Annotated in this window: 20 protein-coding genes; 12 read left to right on the plus strand and 8 right to left on the minus strand. The window is 61.0% G+C overall.

The window, feature by feature from the left end:
- The first annotated feature begins 110 nt into the window (after positions 1-110).
- The 3 genes from CCGE531_RS05695 to CCGE531_RS05705 all read left to right on the plus strand — a co-directional run bounded on the left by CCGE531_RS05695 (position 111) and on the right by CCGE531_RS05705 (position 2,283).
- A complete protein-coding gene (locus CCGE531_RS05695; protein WP_120663315.1) occupies positions 111-713 on the plus strand; it encodes a superoxide dismutase in 603 nt (200 codons plus the stop codon).
- A 128-nt stretch (positions 714-841) separates the two neighbouring features.
- Positions 842-1,681 carry a metallophosphoesterase gene (locus tag CCGE531_RS05700; protein ID WP_120663316.1) on the plus strand — a complete coding sequence of 280 codons (840 nt, stop codon included), beginning with the start codon at positions 842-844 and terminating at the stop codon, positions 1,679-1,681.
- A gap of 95 nt (positions 1,682-1,776) precedes the next feature.
- Positions 1,777-2,283, plus strand: coding sequence for an anthrone oxygenase family protein (locus CCGE531_RS05705; RefSeq protein WP_120663317.1), 507 nt, complete (start codon positions 1,777-1,779; stop codon positions 2,281-2,283).
- Positions 2,284-2,392: 109 nt separating this feature from the next.
- On the opposite strand, the gene CCGE531_RS05710 is transcribed toward CCGE531_RS05705, so the two are convergent.
- Entirely contained in the window at positions 2,393-3,103 is a 711-nt protein-coding gene (locus CCGE531_RS05710) for a YafY family protein (RefSeq protein ID WP_120663318.1), read from the minus strand.
- Positions 3,104-3,232: 129 nt separating this feature from the next.
- Between CCGE531_RS05710 and CCGE531_RS05715 the strand changes: the two genes are divergently transcribed.
- From CCGE531_RS05715 to CCGE531_RS05725, 3 genes are all read left to right on the plus strand, one after another.
- Positions 3,233-3,868, plus strand: a complete 636-nt coding sequence (locus tag CCGE531_RS05715; RefSeq protein ID WP_120663319.1) for a LysE family translocator — start codon at positions 3,233-3,235, stop codon at positions 3,866-3,868.
- Positions 3,869-4,031: 163 nt separating this feature from the next.
- Positions 4,032-4,475 carry a cytochrome c gene (locus CCGE531_RS05720; RefSeq protein ID WP_120663320.1) on the plus strand — a complete coding sequence of 148 codons (444 nt, stop codon included), beginning with the start codon at positions 4,032-4,034 and terminating at the stop codon, positions 4,473-4,475.
- Between the two features lie 100 nt (positions 4,476-4,575).
- The gene (locus CCGE531_RS05725) at positions 4,576-5,490 is read left to right on the plus strand and encodes a cytochrome c (RefSeq protein WP_120663321.1); all 915 of its coding nucleotides are present in this window, start codon (positions 4,576-4,578) and stop codon (positions 5,488-5,490) included.
- A gap of 11 nt (positions 5,491-5,501) precedes the next feature.
- Here the strand turns inward: CCGE531_RS05725 and CCGE531_RS05730 are convergent, their stop codons facing one another.
- On the minus strand, positions 5,502-6,281 hold the full coding sequence (locus CCGE531_RS05730) for a class I SAM-dependent methyltransferase (RefSeq protein WP_120663322.1): 780 nt from the start codon (positions 6,279-6,281) through the stop codon (positions 5,502-5,504).
- Positions 6,282-6,399: 118 nt separating this feature from the next.
- Positions 6,400-7,329 (minus strand): IS110 family transposase, encoded by a 930-nt coding sequence (locus CCGE531_RS05735; RefSeq protein WP_120662389.1) that lies wholly within the window; start codon positions 7,327-7,329, stop codon positions 6,400-6,402.
- Positions 7,330-7,537: 208 nt separating this feature from the next.
- Between CCGE531_RS05735 and CCGE531_RS05740 the strand changes: the two genes are divergently transcribed.
- Positions 7,538-8,152, plus strand: a complete 615-nt coding sequence (locus CCGE531_RS05740) for a C39 family peptidase (RefSeq protein WP_281024444.1) — start codon at positions 7,538-7,540, stop codon at positions 8,150-8,152.
- A 38-nt stretch (positions 8,153-8,190) separates the two neighbouring features.
- Here CCGE531_RS05740 and CCGE531_RS05745 read toward each other — a convergent pair whose 3' ends face one another.
- Both CCGE531_RS05745 and CCGE531_RS05750 read right to left on the minus strand, forming a co-directional pair.
- Positions 8,191-8,679: a GNAT family N-acetyltransferase gene (locus CCGE531_RS05745; RefSeq protein WP_120663324.1), complete on the minus strand. Its 489-nt coding sequence runs from the start codon at positions 8,677-8,679 to the stop codon at positions 8,191-8,193.
- A gap of 199 nt (positions 8,680-8,878) precedes the next feature.
- Positions 8,879-9,292, minus strand: a complete 414-nt coding sequence (locus tag CCGE531_RS05750) for a helix-turn-helix domain-containing protein (protein ID WP_120663325.1) — start codon at positions 9,290-9,292, stop codon at positions 8,879-8,881.
- Between the two features lie 195 nt (positions 9,293-9,487).
- Between CCGE531_RS05750 and dmeR the strand changes: the two genes are divergently transcribed.
- From dmeR to bla, 3 genes are all read left to right on the plus strand, one after another.
- Positions 9,488-9,760 (plus strand): Ni(II)/Co(II)-sensing transcriptional repressor DmeR, encoded by a 273-nt coding sequence (gene dmeR, locus CCGE531_RS05755; RefSeq protein WP_120663326.1) that lies wholly within the window; start codon positions 9,488-9,490, stop codon positions 9,758-9,760.
- Between the two features lie 52 nt (positions 9,761-9,812).
- Positions 9,813-10,787: a CDF family Co(II)/Ni(II) efflux transporter DmeF gene (dmeF, locus tag CCGE531_RS05760; RefSeq protein WP_120663327.1), complete on the plus strand. Its 975-nt coding sequence runs from the start codon at positions 9,813-9,815 to the stop codon at positions 10,785-10,787.
- A gap of 86 nt (positions 10,788-10,873) precedes the next feature.
- Entirely contained in the window at positions 10,874-11,875 is a 1,002-nt protein-coding gene (bla, locus tag CCGE531_RS05765) for a class A beta-lactamase (RefSeq protein WP_120663328.1), read from the plus strand.
- A gap of 83 nt (positions 11,876-11,958) precedes the next feature.
- On the opposite strand, the gene CCGE531_RS05770 is transcribed toward bla, so the two are convergent.
- Together CCGE531_RS05770 and CCGE531_RS05775 are read right to left on the minus strand one after the other, a co-directional pair.
- Positions 11,959-12,492, minus strand: a complete 534-nt coding sequence (locus tag CCGE531_RS05770; protein WP_120663329.1) for a hypothetical protein — start codon at positions 12,490-12,492, stop codon at positions 11,959-11,961.
- 71 nt (positions 12,493-12,563) lie between these two features.
- Positions 12,564-14,066, minus strand: coding sequence for a protein adenylyltransferase SelO (locus CCGE531_RS05775; protein WP_120663330.1), 1,503 nt, complete (start codon positions 14,064-14,066; stop codon positions 12,564-12,566).
- A 95-nt stretch (positions 14,067-14,161) separates the two neighbouring features.
- On the opposite strand from CCGE531_RS05775, the gene CCGE531_RS05780 reads away from it, so the two are divergent.
- Positions 14,162-14,422: a type II toxin-antitoxin system ParD family antitoxin gene (locus CCGE531_RS05780; RefSeq protein ID WP_120663331.1), complete on the plus strand. Its 261-nt coding sequence runs from the start codon at positions 14,162-14,164 to the stop codon at positions 14,420-14,422.
- 3 nt (positions 14,423-14,425) lie between these two features.
- Entirely contained in the window at positions 14,426-14,737 is a 312-nt protein-coding gene (locus CCGE531_RS05785) for a type II toxin-antitoxin system RelE/ParE family toxin (RefSeq protein ID WP_120663332.1), read from the plus strand.
- Here the strand turns inward: CCGE531_RS05785 and CCGE531_RS05790 are convergent.
- On the minus strand, positions 14,734-15,255 hold the full coding sequence (locus CCGE531_RS05790; protein ID WP_120663333.1) for a DUF1697 domain-containing protein: 522 nt from the start codon (positions 15,253-15,255) through the stop codon (positions 14,734-14,736). The two genes, CCGE531_RS05785 and CCGE531_RS05790, sit on opposite strands and share 4 nt — an antisense overlap.
- Positions 15,256-15,266: the final 11 nt, after the last annotated feature.

Raw genomic sequence — 15,266 nt, forward strand, 5'->3', positions numbered from 1 at the left:
TGCTCCCGTACGCAACTTTTTTGGCATGTCGCCGGTTGCTCTTCCAGGCGACCGCTCCTATGTTCCGGTTCACCTGCCGACGCAATTTTTTCCCAAGAGGAGATATGACCATGGCTTTCGAATTGCCTGAACTTCCTTATGATTACGATGCACTTTCGCCCTTCATGTCGCGTGAGACGCTCGAATATCACCACGACAAGCACCACAAGGCCTATGTCGACAACGGCAACAAGCTCGCTGCGGAAGCAGGTCTTGCCGACCTGTCGCTCGAAGAGGTCGTGAAGAAGTCTTTCGGCACCAATGCCGGCCTCTTCAACAATGCAGCCCAGCACTACAACCACATCCATTTCTGGAAGTGGATGAAAAAGGGCGGCGGCGGCAACAAGCTGCCCGGCAAGCTTGAAGCAGCCTTTGCTTCCGATCTCGGCGGCTACGACAAGTTCAAGGCCGATTTCGCCGCTGCCGGCGCCACCCAGTTCGGCTCGGGCTGGGCATGGGTTTCCGTCAAGAACGGCAAGCTCGAAATCTCCAAGACCCCGAACGGCGAAAACCCGCTCGTTCACGGCGCCAACCCGATCCTCGGCGTCGACGTTTGGGAACATTCCTACTACATCGACTACCGCAACCTGCGTCCGAAGTACCTCGAAGCCTTCATCGATAGCCTGATCAACTGGGATTATGTCCTGGAGCGCTACGAAGCCGCTACGAAGTAAGGTCTACCGAATAGGCTGGCTTTCGCACCCGGCGCCTCCCAGGCGTCGGGTGTTTTCATATCCGCCAGCTGTCAATGACGCATCCGCACGCCGCTCTTCCGCCCAGGAAGGCAGCCCAAGGAGACTGAATGCCATCAACACCGCTCTTCCGCTTTGGTGTCATCGCCGATCCGCAATATGCCGATCTGGAACCCAATCTGACCCTCAATCGCTATCCGGCAAAAAGCCTCGACAAGCTTCGCGAGGCGATAGAGGAGTTCAACCGGCACGATCTTGCCTTCGTCGTCACGCTCGGCGACATCATCGATCGCGAATGGAAGAGCTTCGACGCCATTCTGCCCGTCTACGAGGCGTTGCGTCATCCCAGGCATTTCCTTCTCGGCAACCATGATTTCGCCGTGGCGCCCGAACATCTGAGCGCGGTGCCGGCCCGTGTCGGCATGCCGGCTGCCTATTACGATTTCGGTCTTTCCGGCTATCGCTTCATCGCGCTCGACGGCAATGAGATCAGCGTCTTCGCTCCGCCGGAAGGCGATCCGCGCCGCCAGGAAGCGAGGGATCTGATGAAGGCGCTGGAGAATGCCGGCGCGCTCAACGGCCAGCGCTGGAACGGGGCGATCAGCAATACGCAATATGACTGGCTTGGCGCGAAACTGCGGGAGGCCAAGGTATCCGGCGAGAAGGTCATCGTCATGAACCACTATCCGATCTTCCCGGATAATTCGCATAATGCGCTCGACAGCGACCGCATGCTGGCGCTTCTGGCCGAGCAAGACCATGTCGTCGCTTACCTCAACGGCCATAATCACGCCGGCAATTTCGGGGTGTCCGGCGGGACCTATTTCGTCAACTTCAAGGGCATGGTCGATACTGAAGACACCAGTGCCTATGCAATCGTCTCGGTCCACGCGGATCGGTTGGAGATTGCGGGATTCGGACGCGAAGAAAGCCGGGTGCTGGCGCTGTAGGCGCCTTACGAGATCTCCGGCAATTTGGTGCCCGTAGGGAACGATCCGTACCGCTGAAAGTTTAGGGAACGGAGGTTGCCCGTGAGGCGGAGCCGATGTTCCCGACGTTGCAAATCCTGACAATCCTGATTGTCGCAGTCGCCATGGCGTTGGCACTGGCGCATGTGCTGGAGCTACCGGGAAAAATGCGGCTGTCGAAAGAGGACTACCTGACAGTTCAGCGCATTTATTATCCAGGCTTTACGATCGGTGGTGTCAGTGAGCCGCTCGGCGCTCTCTTGCTTCTGCTGCTCCTGTTCCTGACGCCAGCCAATACGACCGCATTCTGGCTGTTGGCCGCTGCCTTTGCTGCCATGGTCGCCATGCACGCCGCCTTTTGGCTGCTGACGCAACCGGTAAACAATTTTTGGCTGCAGGATGCGAAACTGAAAGGGATGGGCGCAGGTTTCTTTTCTCACGATCCATTCGGTGGTCATAAGGTCGACGCTGCCGTCAAACCGGACTGGACCACGCTGCGCGACCGCTGGGAATGGTCGCATGCCGTGCGCGCCGCCCTGGGATTGCTGGCTTTTATTCTGTTGGTGACTGCGGTTGCTTTGTAGCGACGCGCAAATCCGATCGTCGGCCCGCCCTCATTCCGCCGCCATTCGCATTGCGGTGACGTCTCTTGGGCGGGATAATCCTCCGGCCCCCGATCGCATCCTCGACGAGCTACAACACCTCAGCCGGTTGCGGCTGGGTGTTCGCCTGCCAGCCATTCACCCAGATCTGCCGCAGGCCGTCGCCTTCGCCCTTGAACCAGAGCCCGGTCGGCTGGCAATCCTCGATCCGGTCGCTGCGGAAATTGCGGATCGCCTGACGCAACTCGCACCAGGCGACGATATTGGCCGTTTCGGCATAATAGATCAGCGCGATCGGCCGGATGATACGTTGGGTCGCGCGGCCGAGCTCGTCGCGATAGGCAAGGTCTAGCTTTTCCTCATCGCGGATGGCGCGGCGCACCAGCGCGAGATCGATCGCCGAGGCCGAAGGTGCCGCAAAGCCCCAGGCATGCAGCGCATTGGCATCGAGGGTTTGGCGCAGCGGCGGCGGCACGGCGCCGGCGATCTTGGCGCTCACGCGCTTGGCCGCCTGCTTCAGCTCGGCGTCGCCAGTGCGCTCCAGCAGCGCCAGCGACAGCACGATCGCCTCCATTTCCTCAATCGAGAACATCAGCGGCGGCAGGTCGAAGCCGGGCCGCAAGATATAGCCGATGCCGCGTTCGCCCTCGATCGGCACCCGCATCGCCTGAAGTGCCGCGATGTCGCGATAAACAGAGCGCACCGTCACTTCCAGCCGGCCGGCAATATCGGCCGCCGTAACCGGCCGCTTGGCGAGCCGCAGGATCTGGATGATCTCGAACAGGCGCGATGCCTTGCGCATTTCTTCCCCTCAAAGACGAAGGCTACTGACACCACCCCGTCAGTTGGCTCGATTTATAAGATCGCCCATTCGCTTGAAAATCAACCATTTCCTCTCCGGCTCTCAAGGAGAGGACGATAGGCAACTGACATGGGTTATACAGAAAATCTCTGGCTCTTCTTTATCCTTCTCTTGGGGATCGTCATCGTGCCGGGCATGGACATGCTGTTCGTGCTCGCCAATTCCTTGACCGGCGGCAGCAATCGCGGCCTTGCCGCGACGGGCGGCATCATGCTTGGCGGCGCGGTGCATTCGCTGAACGGCGCTATCGGCATCGGTTTGCTGATGCATTTCGTGCCCGTCCTCTTCAATCCGCTGCTGATTGCCGGTGGCGCCTATATGGCCTTCATCGGCTATACGCTGATGCGCAGTTCCATCACCGTGGAAAGCGCGGGGCCGGCCGGCAGTCGCTCCGCCTGGAAAGCGTTCCGGCAGGGTGCGGTGACTTGCCTGATCAATCCGAAGGCCTATCTCTTCATCTTTGCTGTGTATCCGCAGTTCCTGAAGCCGGATTACGGCCCGGTGTGGATACAGGCGGTCATCATGGGGGCCATGACCATCGTAACGCAGTTTGCCGTCTATGGCGGACTTGCCATCACTGCCGGGCGCAGCCGCGATCTGCTGATTGCCAATCCCAAGGCAACCGCCCTTGCTGGCCGTGCGGCCGGACTGCTGCTCGTCGCGGTTTCAGTGTTCACGGTCTGGGAGGGCTTGAAAATCGCCTAACGGCTGATGCGGCGAATGAGTGTGTCGATAGCATGACACTGATTTCACTCTGTTCTCACCACTTTGTGACTTCATTGCCGGATGGGAAACCGGCAAACATGTCGCCGTAATCATGCGCCGGCCGCATGGGCGGTCTGATCACTCGGAGAGGTAGGAGTACGAAATGAAGTGGAAAGCGATTGTGGCGGCAACGGCCCTGGCCGGCATCGCGCTGGGTTCGGTCGTCGCGGCCGACGGCACGCATGATGCCCGCATCGGGATGATGAAGAAGATCGGTGGTGCCGCGGGGGCTCTGGGCGCGATTGCCAAGGGCGACAAGCCTTATGATGCCGATGTCGTCAAGGCGTCGCTGACGACGATCGCCGAAACGGCCAAGGCTTTTCCGGATCAGTTCAATCCGCAGAGCGACAAGTCCGATGCCGAAGTCAGCCCGAAGATCTGGGACAATCTCGATGACTTCAAGGTGAAGGCCGCCAAGCTCTCCACCGAAGCCGAGACGGCGCTTGCCCAGCTTCCCGCCGACATGGCCGGCGTCGGCGCGACGCTGAAGACCCTTGGCGGCAGCTGTGGCGCCTGTCATCAGGCCTACCGCATCAAGAAGGACTAAGCGGTAGGTCGGCCTCGTCTAAAAATCGGTTTGAAGTCCGCACCGGTTTTGCCGCCGGTGCGGAGCTTTGTGGCTTTAGAATCAAGGCTAGGGGATAATTGTGATGGCGCGGTTTGTCCGGTGGCTGCTTTGCCTTTTCGGCGTGATCATCCTTGGCTTTGGCGCATTCTACGTCGTCACCGCCCCGTCGCCTTTGCCCGCGAGCCATTGGGCCAATCTCGGCAATGCCGATATCAAGAACGGCGAGCTGGTGTTCTGGGCTGGCGGCTGCACGAGCTGTCACGCTGCGTCAGGTGCTCAAGGCGATGCCAAGCTGGTGCTTTCGGGCGGCCTGCCGCTCACCAGTCCCTTCGGCACCTTCCATGTGCCGAACATCTCGCCGGACGAGAGGGCGGGGCTCGGAACCTGGACGCTTGCCGATTTCGGCAATGCCATGAAGCGGGGCATCGGCAGACAAGGCGAGCATCTCTATCCATCCTTTCCCTACGGCTCCTATGCCCGCTTGAGCGACAAGGACATCAACGATCTCTGGGGCTTCCTGAAGACGCTGCCGAGGAGCAGCAATGTTGCCCCGCCGCACGAGCTGCCCTTTCCCTTCAATATCCGGCTGGCGCTTGGCGGCTGGAAATTCCTCTATTTCAACGATCAGCCACGCGTCGTGCTTGCCAATGCCGACGAGAAGATCAAGCGCGGGCAGTATCTGGTGGAAGGGCCCGGCCATTGCGGTGAATGTCACACGCCGCGCGACAGCCTCGGCGGCTTCGTGAGCGGCCAATGGCTGGCGGGAGCGCCCAATCCGGAAGGCAAGGGCCAGATCCCGGATATCAGGCCAGGCTCTAAGGCGATCGGTAGATGGAGCGCCGGCGATATCGCCAACTACCTCGAGACCGGCTTCACGCCGGATTATGATTCGGCCGGCGGCTCGATGGCCGAAGTCCAGCGGAACATCGCCCACCTACCGGCGACCGATCGCGAGGCGATCGCGGCTTATCTGAAGGCGCTGCCGGCGAAATAGGCATGGGTTGTTCAGGTCACGGCCGAACGCTTGGCGAGATAGAGATGCGTTTCGTAATGTAGCTCGAATTCGCCGCCTTGGGCAGCGATTGCGTCTGCGAGTTCGGAAAGCAAGGCTTCCCTCCGATCGTCAGGTAGGAGCCGGTAGCTTGAGAGCGTGCGCAGCAGATCGGTATAGCTTTGCGCCGTGTGCGATAGGCTCCAACGATAGCAATGATGCGTCGGCGCTTCGAAATAAACCGATTGCCGCAATAGCTCGGCGAACGGGCCGTCGGGCAGATACCAGGCTTCCACGGGCGGTCCCGCAAACTGCGGGGCATGGCGGGCATGGATGTTTGCGAATTTTGCGGCGAGCGGCGCCGCGGGCGGCATCGGCACATTGCCGAAGACGGCGAGTGCTCCTTCCGGCGCGAGGAGAGCGGCCGTCTTGGCGAAGCGCAGTTCCGGCGAAACCCAATGGAAGGATTGAGCTGCTGCTATCAGCTTGAAGCGCTGTCGGTCGCCCGGCCATGCTTCGAAGGTGGTCTGCTGAAACCGCACTTGCGGAAATCCCGCCAATCTTTCCCTCGCTGCCGCAATCAGCTCCGCGCCGGGATCGAGCGCGAGAACGGAAAGGCCTCGGCCGGCAAAACCCTCCGTCGCCTGTCCTGTGCCGCATCCGATTTCGAGAACCTGATCCTTGGCCTCAAGCCCGGCGAAGGCGGCGATGTCGGCGAAAAGCGCATCGGGGTAAGGCGGGCGGGAGATATTGTAGAGGCTGGCGACGCCATCAAATGTGAACCGCTGTTCCAAGGCGCACTCCCTCCAGTTGCAGATCGAAGCCGGCAGCCATTTTTCTAGCGCATTTCCAATCAAGCTTATAGCGGCGAGAGCGTGGGATTCGGCAACGGGAGAGCGACTGTCTTGTTTGTCAAGCGTTTTGCCACGGTCGTGCGTCCCTGATGATGGCGTTGAGGATGGTGAGCAGCTTTCGCATGGTAGCGACGATGGCGACGATCTTTGGCTTTCCGGCTGCCACGAGGCGGTCACGGAAGGCCTTGAGGCTTGGGTTATGGCGGCTGGCGACGAGGGCGGCCATGAACAGCACGGCGCGCACCTTGCCTCTGCCGCCGCCGATGAAGCTCTTGCCTTTCCATTGACCCGATTGCCGCGTCCAGGGCGCAAGCCCTGCCAGTGAGGCGATCTGGCGCCGGTCGAGGCTGCCGAGTTCGGGCAGCTCGGCCAGCAGCGTGCGCGCCGTTGTCGGCCCGACACCTGGCACCGAGACGAGCAGCGTCTCGCGCACCCGCCAGACCGGCGATTTGCGGATATGGTCGTCGAGATCGGCATCGAGGCTTTCGAGTTCGCGCCGCAAGGCCGCAAGCAATCGCTTGATGCTTTTCTGCGCCTGTTTGGCCAGCGCCATGCGCAACCGGTTCTCCTCGGCCACGATCATCTGCACGATCTGGCGCCTGCGGGCCACCAGCTCGGACAGAGCCTGTGTCTCGGCATCGCGCAACGGCCGGATCTCCGGCTTCGTCGCCAGGACGAAGGCGGCGATGACGGCGGCATCGATCGGATCGGTCTTGGCCCTGCGGCCGATCGCATGGGCATAGGCGCGCACTTGCGCCGGATTGACGACGAGAACCGTCAATCCGGCCGATGACAGACCGGCCACCGCCAGCGTCTCGAAGCCGCCCGTCGCCTCAAGCGCAATCACATCGACGCCGACCGCCTGCAGCCGCTCGACCAACGCATCGACACCGGCATGGTCATTGCCAACGGCAAAAACCTCCCCTTGCGGCAGGACTGCAACATCCAGCCGCTCTTTCGAAACATCAATGCCAACAATCGTTTCCATCTGATCCCATCCTTGCCTAAGCGGGCTTTGCTTGCGCAAGCGGCCCTGGCGACTGTTCGGGTTCAATGGAACGGCGGATGAAGACCCAAGCTCTCCCACGGGCTTGGTGTCCCAAAGGTGCATCGGTCTTCCATCCGCCACCGCAACAGGCATTACTACGCCAGCAGCGGGTAAAGGGAAGTTACAAGGGTGGTCCGTGGACGCGAGGGTGACACAAGAGGTTCCTTATTTCAGCCAATGGGAAACGCCTGACATGACGCTGGCTGTCGTGGCCGAGGGCGCGCAGGCTGCCTTGCTGAAGGACCCCCTCTGGGCCTCTTCCGGCGCTGATAGCGTCGAGGACTATGCCCGCTGGGCCGGCAATCTCTGCGGCATGGCCTGCCTGAAGATGGTGCTCACCGCCCGCACCGGCAAAACAATCCCGATCATGGATCTGGCCATGGGCTGCCGGGATTATGGCGGCTATGTCGAGGAGCCGGATGGCAAGATCAAGGGCCTGATCTATGCGCCCTTCGTCCCATTCGTTAAGGCTCGCTTTGATATGAATGCCCGGGTCGTCACCGGGATTTCCGTCGCCGACATCACGGATATCCTTACGCAATCGCAGTTCTTCATCGCCTCGGTGCATCACTCCATCCGCTGGCCCGAGACCGAGCCGCCGGCCAGGGGCGGCCATCTCGTGCTGGTGACATCAATCGATGGAGAGACGATCCGCTTCCACAATCCTTCTGGTCACATCGATGCGACGCGTGAGAACGCAGAAATGCCGCTGGAGATATTCGGGAGGTTCTTTGCCGGCCGCGGGATCGCCATCGATCGCTGATATCGAGCGCTAGACGGCGATCCCGTTAAAGGCCGGCATCAGGCGAGCGCCTGCAGGTAGCGCATACCGGTGACCGGACGCGGCTTGAAATCCATGTTTTCGTAGAAGCGATGGGCCTGGACATTGCCCGTCGCAGCTCCCACGGAAAGGTAGCTGCAGCCGGCCTTGCGGGCGATATCGCGGGCGCGGTCGACGAGATGCTGTCCGACGCCATGGCCGCGATGGCCGTCGCGCACGAAGAGATGATGCAGGTCCATGCCGCGCTGGCCTTCCTGCGCCTTGTAGAGCGGCACGAGGATGGCGTAGCCGATCAGCCCTTGCTCTCCTTCGGCGACGAGCGCCGTGATCCAGGGCAGCGGGCCGAAAAGGTCGCGCTCGAGCTGTTCCGGCGTCGTGCCGGATGGATCGCCGTGATGGGCGGCGAGCAGCCGGATCATGTCGTTGAGATCCGGCAGGTCGCGGGGCTGCGCGTTGCGGATGGTGAGCACGGGCGGGCGGAGAAGTGAGATGTCGCTATCGTCTAGCATGGCATTTTGCGTCCTTGTTTTTCAATGAGCCGTCAGGACGCTGCCGATACAACAAAGCCGCCTGACGGCGGCTTGTTGACAATATGATCTGTCTTGGCCGCCCGTTACAGGTACAGCCAAAAATACGAGCAATTATGGAGCGCGTGCGTGATCATGGGCGCATAGATGATCCGGTTCGGCGCATTTGTCAATGGCCCCCTCAATGCTCCCCTTCGCACAGTCCGTGGTCGGAAAGCGCGCGGATCACGTAGCAGTCTTCGATGCTGTGGCCGTCGCAATGCGAGACGATGCGCTCCAGCTCATGCTCCAGTTTCTTCAGCCTGGCGATCTTGGTGCGTACGTCGTCCAGATGCTCCTTGGCGATGCGGTCGGCGCCGACGCAGGGGCGATCCGGATGCTGACTGAGCGAGATCAGTTCCTTGATGGCATCGATCGTCAGGCCGAGGTCGCGGCCATGGCGGATGAAGGCCAGGCGCTCAAGATCGGTTTTGGAATAGCGCCGCTGGTTGCCTTCGCTGCGGTCGGGCTCCGATATCAGCCCCATCTGCTCGTAATAGCGGATCGTCGGCACTTTCACGCCGGTACGTTTGGACAGGTCGCCGATCGTCAGCATTGCTCGCCTCCAATACCTCTAGTCTCTATAGCATTATATGAGGCCTCGTGCAGAATTTGCAAGGGTTGCCGAGGCCTGCGACGGCCTGTGGTTATTTCCATCACCAATGGGCCTGCATGCCGCTGCCTTGAGAAGGCAGCTTCCAATCCGTTCGCAAAAATAGTATACCCCCCTATATTATAATTCGAGGCCGCAATGTCCCATACCGTTCGTCAGCAAGCCAAGCTTCTCTCCCGCATCCGCCGTCTCAAGGGGCAGATGGAGGCCGTAGAGCGAGCGCTCGAGGCCGAGCGGCCGTGCGGGGAGGTGCTGCAGCTTCTTGCCTCCATTCGCGGCGCCCTGACGGGGCTGACCGGCGAGGTCCTGGAAGATCATCTGCATGAGCATGTGCTCCATGCGGAAAGCGAAGAGGCCCGCCGTCAGGCGGTCGATGAGATAGCCGACGTGCTGAAGACCTATCTGCGATGATCGGAACCTGTCGCGCAAAGCGGCGCGGCGGATTTAACAGGAGACCGATGTCATGAGTATTTCCTCCGAAACGGGCCACAGCCATGTCTTTCTCGGCTCCGACCACCAGCGCAACGAGCGCCGCATCCGGCTCGTCATCGCGCTGACCGCCGTCATGATGGTGGTCGAGATCGCCGCCGGCACGGCCTATGGCTCGATGGCGCTGATTGCCGACGGCTGGCACATGTCCACCCATGCCAGCGCCATGCTGATTTCGGCTCTCGCCTATCTCTATGCCCGCCGGCATGCGTACAATGCGCGCTTCACCTTCGGCACCGGCAAGCTCGGCGATCTCGCAGGCTTCGCCAGCGCCATCGTGCTGGCGCTGATCGCGCTGATCATGGGGTGGGAGAGCATTCTGAGATTGCTCGATCCGGTAGCGATCAACTTCCGCGAGGCCATCGCCATCGCGGTGGTCGGGCTTGTCGTCAATCTCGTCAGCGCATGGCTTCTGCGCGACGATCACAGCCACCATCATCACGGCCATTCCGGCCATGGGCACAGTCACGGTCACGACCATGATCATGACCACCATCACGACCATGATCATGGCGGCGGCAGGGACAACAATCTCCGTTCCGCCTATGTCCATGTCATTGCCGATGCGATGACCTCGGTTCTGGCGATCGTTGCCCTGCTGCTCGGCAGCCGTTTCGGCTGGACCTTCCTCGATCCTATCATGGGCATCGTCGGTGGTCTGGTGATCCTGCAGTGGGCATGGGGCCTGCTGCGCATTTCCGGCGCGGTTCTCCTTGACTTCATTCCGCCGGGTGAAGATCTGCCCGATGAAATCCGTGAGGCGATCGAGACGGACGAGGACCGCATCACCGACCTCCATGTCTGGCAGGTCGGTCCCGGGCATCACGCCGCGATCGTCGCGGTCGCAACGCCCGTCTCGCGCGACCCGTCTTTCTACAAGGCCCGGCTTGCCGCTATTCATGAATTGTCGCACGTTACCGTTGAAGTCACGGTCGACAAGGCCGCATAAAATCCGCTAGCAATCGGTGAAGTCAGAGGCTTGCCATATTCCTCGCATAGCCCAAAATCTGCCCGATTCTGCTGGAGGCCCTTCGCATGCCCACATTGCTCACCCGCCGCCGCCTCATGGCGGGCTCGGCGCTGCTCCTTCCCGCCCTGACGCTTGGCCCCCATGCGCTGTTCGCCCAAGAGAGCGGTGCCCCACCACAGACGCCCCCGGCAACGGATAATTCGGCGGCACCCGACGCAAGCGGCCAGGACATGGAAGGTGGCGGCGGATCGCAGGATAGCTCGCAACTGTCCGACGATGTCGACAAACAGCTTACGGATCTTGAAAAGAAGACCGGCGGCCGGCTCGGCGTCTCCGTGCTCGACACTGAAACCAATATCTCGCTCGGCCATCGCGAGGAGGAGCGTTTCCCCCTGTGCAGCACCTACAAGGCGCTCGCCGTCGGCTTCGTGCTGGCGCGCGTCGATCAGGGCACGGAAAAGCTCGACCGTCGTGTCACCTATGGCAAGGATAAGGTGGTCACCTATTCGCCGGAGACGGAAAAACATGCCGGCACCGACGGCATGACCGTGGCGGAGCTTTGCGGTGCGGCGATCACGCTGAGCGACAATACGGCCGGCAATCTGCTGCTTGAAAGCTTTGGCGGCCCCGCTGCCTTGACCTCCTGGCTGCGCACGACAGGCGACACCGAAACCCGCCTCGACCGCAACGAGCCTGATGTCAACCAGGCGGTCAAGGACGACCCGCGCGATACGACGACGCCGGACGCGATGCTTGACAGTATCGGCCTCCTGACTCTCGGCAATACACTGTCGGAAACCTCCAGGGATCAGCTGGTCAACTGGCTGGTTGCTAACACCACGGGCAATAATCGTCTGCGCGCGGGCCTGCCGAAGGAGTGGAAGGTCGGCGACAAGACCGGCACCGGCAACAACGGCTCCTATGCGGATATCGCCGTGATCTGGCCGCCGGAACGTGGCCCCGTTTTGGTTACAACTTTCGTTGCGGAGGCGACCGCGTCTGCAAAAGACGTAGAGGCTGTCTTTGCCGAGGTCAGCAAGATCGTTACCGGAATGGTCGGTCAGTAGCGAAACATATCAAACGAAAACAAGGCGATACGACCATGATGTGAATCAAGGTCGTATCGCCTTCATCCAGTTTCGTAATTCGTTCAGGCGATGGATAATGCCGAGGTGGTGCTGTCCGTTTCCTTGTCGCCATCGCCGCCGGCATTGCCGACACCGAGCTTCTGCTTGATCTCGGCGGCGATCTGGTCGTTGATTGCCTTCTGGTCGTCCGACGACAATGCCTTGAAGGAATCTTCCGTCAGGCCGTGCGCATCGAGATACTGTGCGCGGATCTTTTCCGCCGGCGTCATATTCGCCCATTTGGCAAACTCGTCCAGAATGTCCTGATCGGATTGCTTGCTCGACGAAGCCGAGCTGCTGCCGGAAGCGCTCGCACTCGACTGATCGTCAGTGGTCCCCGATGCGGAGGATGGCGCCTGGCTGAGCTGGTTGAGCCAGAAGCCGGAGGAAATGGAGGAGGGGACGCCGCTGGACGAGATGGAAGGCCCCTGCGAATCCTTCTGTTGGCCGCCGCCATCACTCAGTAGCGAGAATGCCGAGCTGTCGTCGCTGTCGCTGCTCTGCTGGCTGCGGATTGGCGTGCTGAAATAGTTCTGGGTGCTGTGGTGCACTTTCATCGTCATATCTCCCCATGGGTTGAGGAGACGATGACTCTGCAAGCATGCCCGGGGCTTATGGCGCGGCTTTCTCAGGTGCCGCAGAAGGTCTGCAGCACGCGCTCGCTCGGCAGCGGAGGTTCCGCATAGGGTGCGAAGGCGGGCTGATCTTCATAGGGTGTCGCGAGCACCTTCAGCAATGCCTCGAACAGCGAAAAATCACCGTCTTCGGTGGCGGCTTCGATAGCTTGCTCGATTCGGTGATTGCGGGGGATGAAGGCCGGATTGACCCTGCGCATCGCTGCCGCGCGGGTCGCCGGCGTCTGAGGATCGCGGCTAAGGCGCTCGCGCCAGCGTTCAAGCCACGGCGCCGTTGATTGCGGATCGCTGAACGTGGCGGCAAAATCGGTGACGTCCTCATCCGCGGCGAGGGCGGCAAGCCGGCGGAACGCGAGCGTGAAATCCGCACCTTGCTGCTGCATCATCGCGAGCAGCGACTGGATCAACTCCAGATCGCCGTCCTCCTCGCTTGCAAGGCCGATCTTGGCGCGCATGCCGGAAAGCCAATGGGCCTGGAAGCGCTCGCCATAGGCCTTGATGATGGTGTTCGCCAGCTCGATTGACGTATCGACGGATGGGTCGATCAGCGGAATGAGCGTTTCGCCGAGGCGCGCGAGGTTCCATTGGCCGATGGCCGGCTGGTTGGCATAGGCGTAGCGACCGTTGCGGTCGATCGACGAGAAGACCGTCGCCGGATCGTAGGCATCCATGAAGGCGCAGGGACCGAAATCGATCGTCTCGCCCGAAACGGTCATATTGTCGGTGTTCATCACGCCATGAATGAAGCCGACATGCAGCCAGCGCGCGATCAGCGCCGCTTGCCGCTCGGAAACTGCCTCCAGCAGCGCGAGATAGGGGTTTGCCCGGTCTCTGATCTCGGGATAGTGCCGTGCGATGACGTGGTCCGCCAGTATCCTGACGCTCTCCGTATCGCCGCGCGCGGCAAAGAACTGGAAGGTGCCGACGCGGATGTGGCTCGCCGCCACGCGCGTAAAGATAGCGCCAGGCAGCACCTCCTCGCGATAAACGGGCTCGCCCGTGGTCACCGCCGCAAGCGCCCGCGTCGTCGGGATACCGAGGGCGTGCATGGCCTCGCTGACTATATATTCGCGCAGGACCGGGCCGAGCGCGGCACGCCCATCGCCACGGCGGGAAAATGGCGTCGGCCCCGACCCCTTGAGCTGGATGTCGCGGCGCCTGCCGTTGCGATCCTTGACTTCGCCGAGAAGGATCGCACGGCCGTCACCGAGCTGCGGCACGAAGCTGCCGAACTGGTGGCCGGCATAGGCCATGGCAATCGACTGCGATCCCGGCAACAGCTCATTCCCGGAAAAGATCGCCGCGGCACTGTTCCTCAAGGCATCCACATCGAGCCCGAGTTCCCGCGCCAGGGCCTCGTTGAACTTGATCAGCCTCGGTGCGGCAACCGGTGTCGGCGCCTGATCCGCAAAGAATTGCGGCGGCAGGCGCGCATAGTTGTTGTCGAACTGAATCGGCGTTTGCAGTAGCTGTGTTTCGGACGGAAGAGCGCTCATGTTCCTAAGGTAGGGCCGACAGGGAGGCGGTGCAAGGCGCTTGCTTGGAGTGGTAAATCATCCTACTTTATCCCACCGGATATGAGGAATTCGCGATGAACGAGAAACTGAGTATTTCGCTCCCCAGTGAAATGGTGGCTGCGATCAAGAGCCGGGTGGATGCTGGAGCTTATGCCTCCACCAGCGAGGTGCTGCGCGCCGCCGTGAGAATCTGGTTGCGGGAAGAGGAGGAGTATCAAGAACGCATTTCAGCAATCCGGCAAAAGGTTGCTGCATCCTTGGATGATCCGCGCCCGAACTTGAGCGGACACGACGTAAAACAGCGCCTTGATGCCTTTTTTGACAAGCATCGGTAGACCATGGAACGATATGCGGTCGAGTATCGCCCGGAAGCCATGGAAAATCTGCTTGAGCTCGCAGCTTACGTGTTTGAGCTAAGCCAGAATATCAGAACAACGGAGGGGTATATTGGCCGTATTTACGCACGCTGTGAAAAGATCGGCGATGCTCCGTTTGGAGGCGTTGTTCGAGACGACCTAGGTCCCGGCATTCGTATGGCGGTCTTCGAAAAGAGCGTCGTCATCCTTTATACTATTGTTGAAAATGCAGTCTGGATTACCAACATCTTCTCCGGCAGCAGAGACTACGCAGCACTTGTGACACGTCCCTAGCTCTCCTCCAGCTCGCGCGCCATCTCCGCAAGCTTCCGTACAGTATTGAGATTTCTCGCCGTTCCCGCCTTCAGCGCCGGCAGCTTCAGTTTCGAGCGTCCGGCGCCATCGGGGTAATGCACGTAGATTTCCCTGCCGGCGATATGCACCTCCTCGCCGTCGGGTGCGACGAGCTTGTCCAGCGCATCCCTTGGCGCCGCATCCTGCAGGAAGGCGATCAGCAGGTAGTTCGGTTTGGCGTGCGGAAAGGGCGAATGTTCCGCCGCCCTTTCCAGAGCCTCGCGGCTGCGCAGGATTATGCCCGGAGACTTGCCCATCTTTCGCGCCAGAGCTTCCCGAAGCCTAGCCTGCACCGTCGTCTCGTCCTCATCGGTGCGGAAGACGACGTTGCCGCTCTGGATGTAGGTGCGCACATCCCTGAAGCCGATCTCCTCGCAGAGGGCCCTGAGGTCCGCCATGGGCAGCATGCCGGTGCCGCCGACATTGACGGCACGCAGCAGGGCGACGAAAACGGTCATGGCTTCCTCCC

It is taken from the genome of Rhizobium sp. CCGE531, assembly GCF_003627795.1.
GTDB lineage: Bacteria > Pseudomonadota > Alphaproteobacteria > Rhizobiales > Rhizobiaceae > Rhizobium.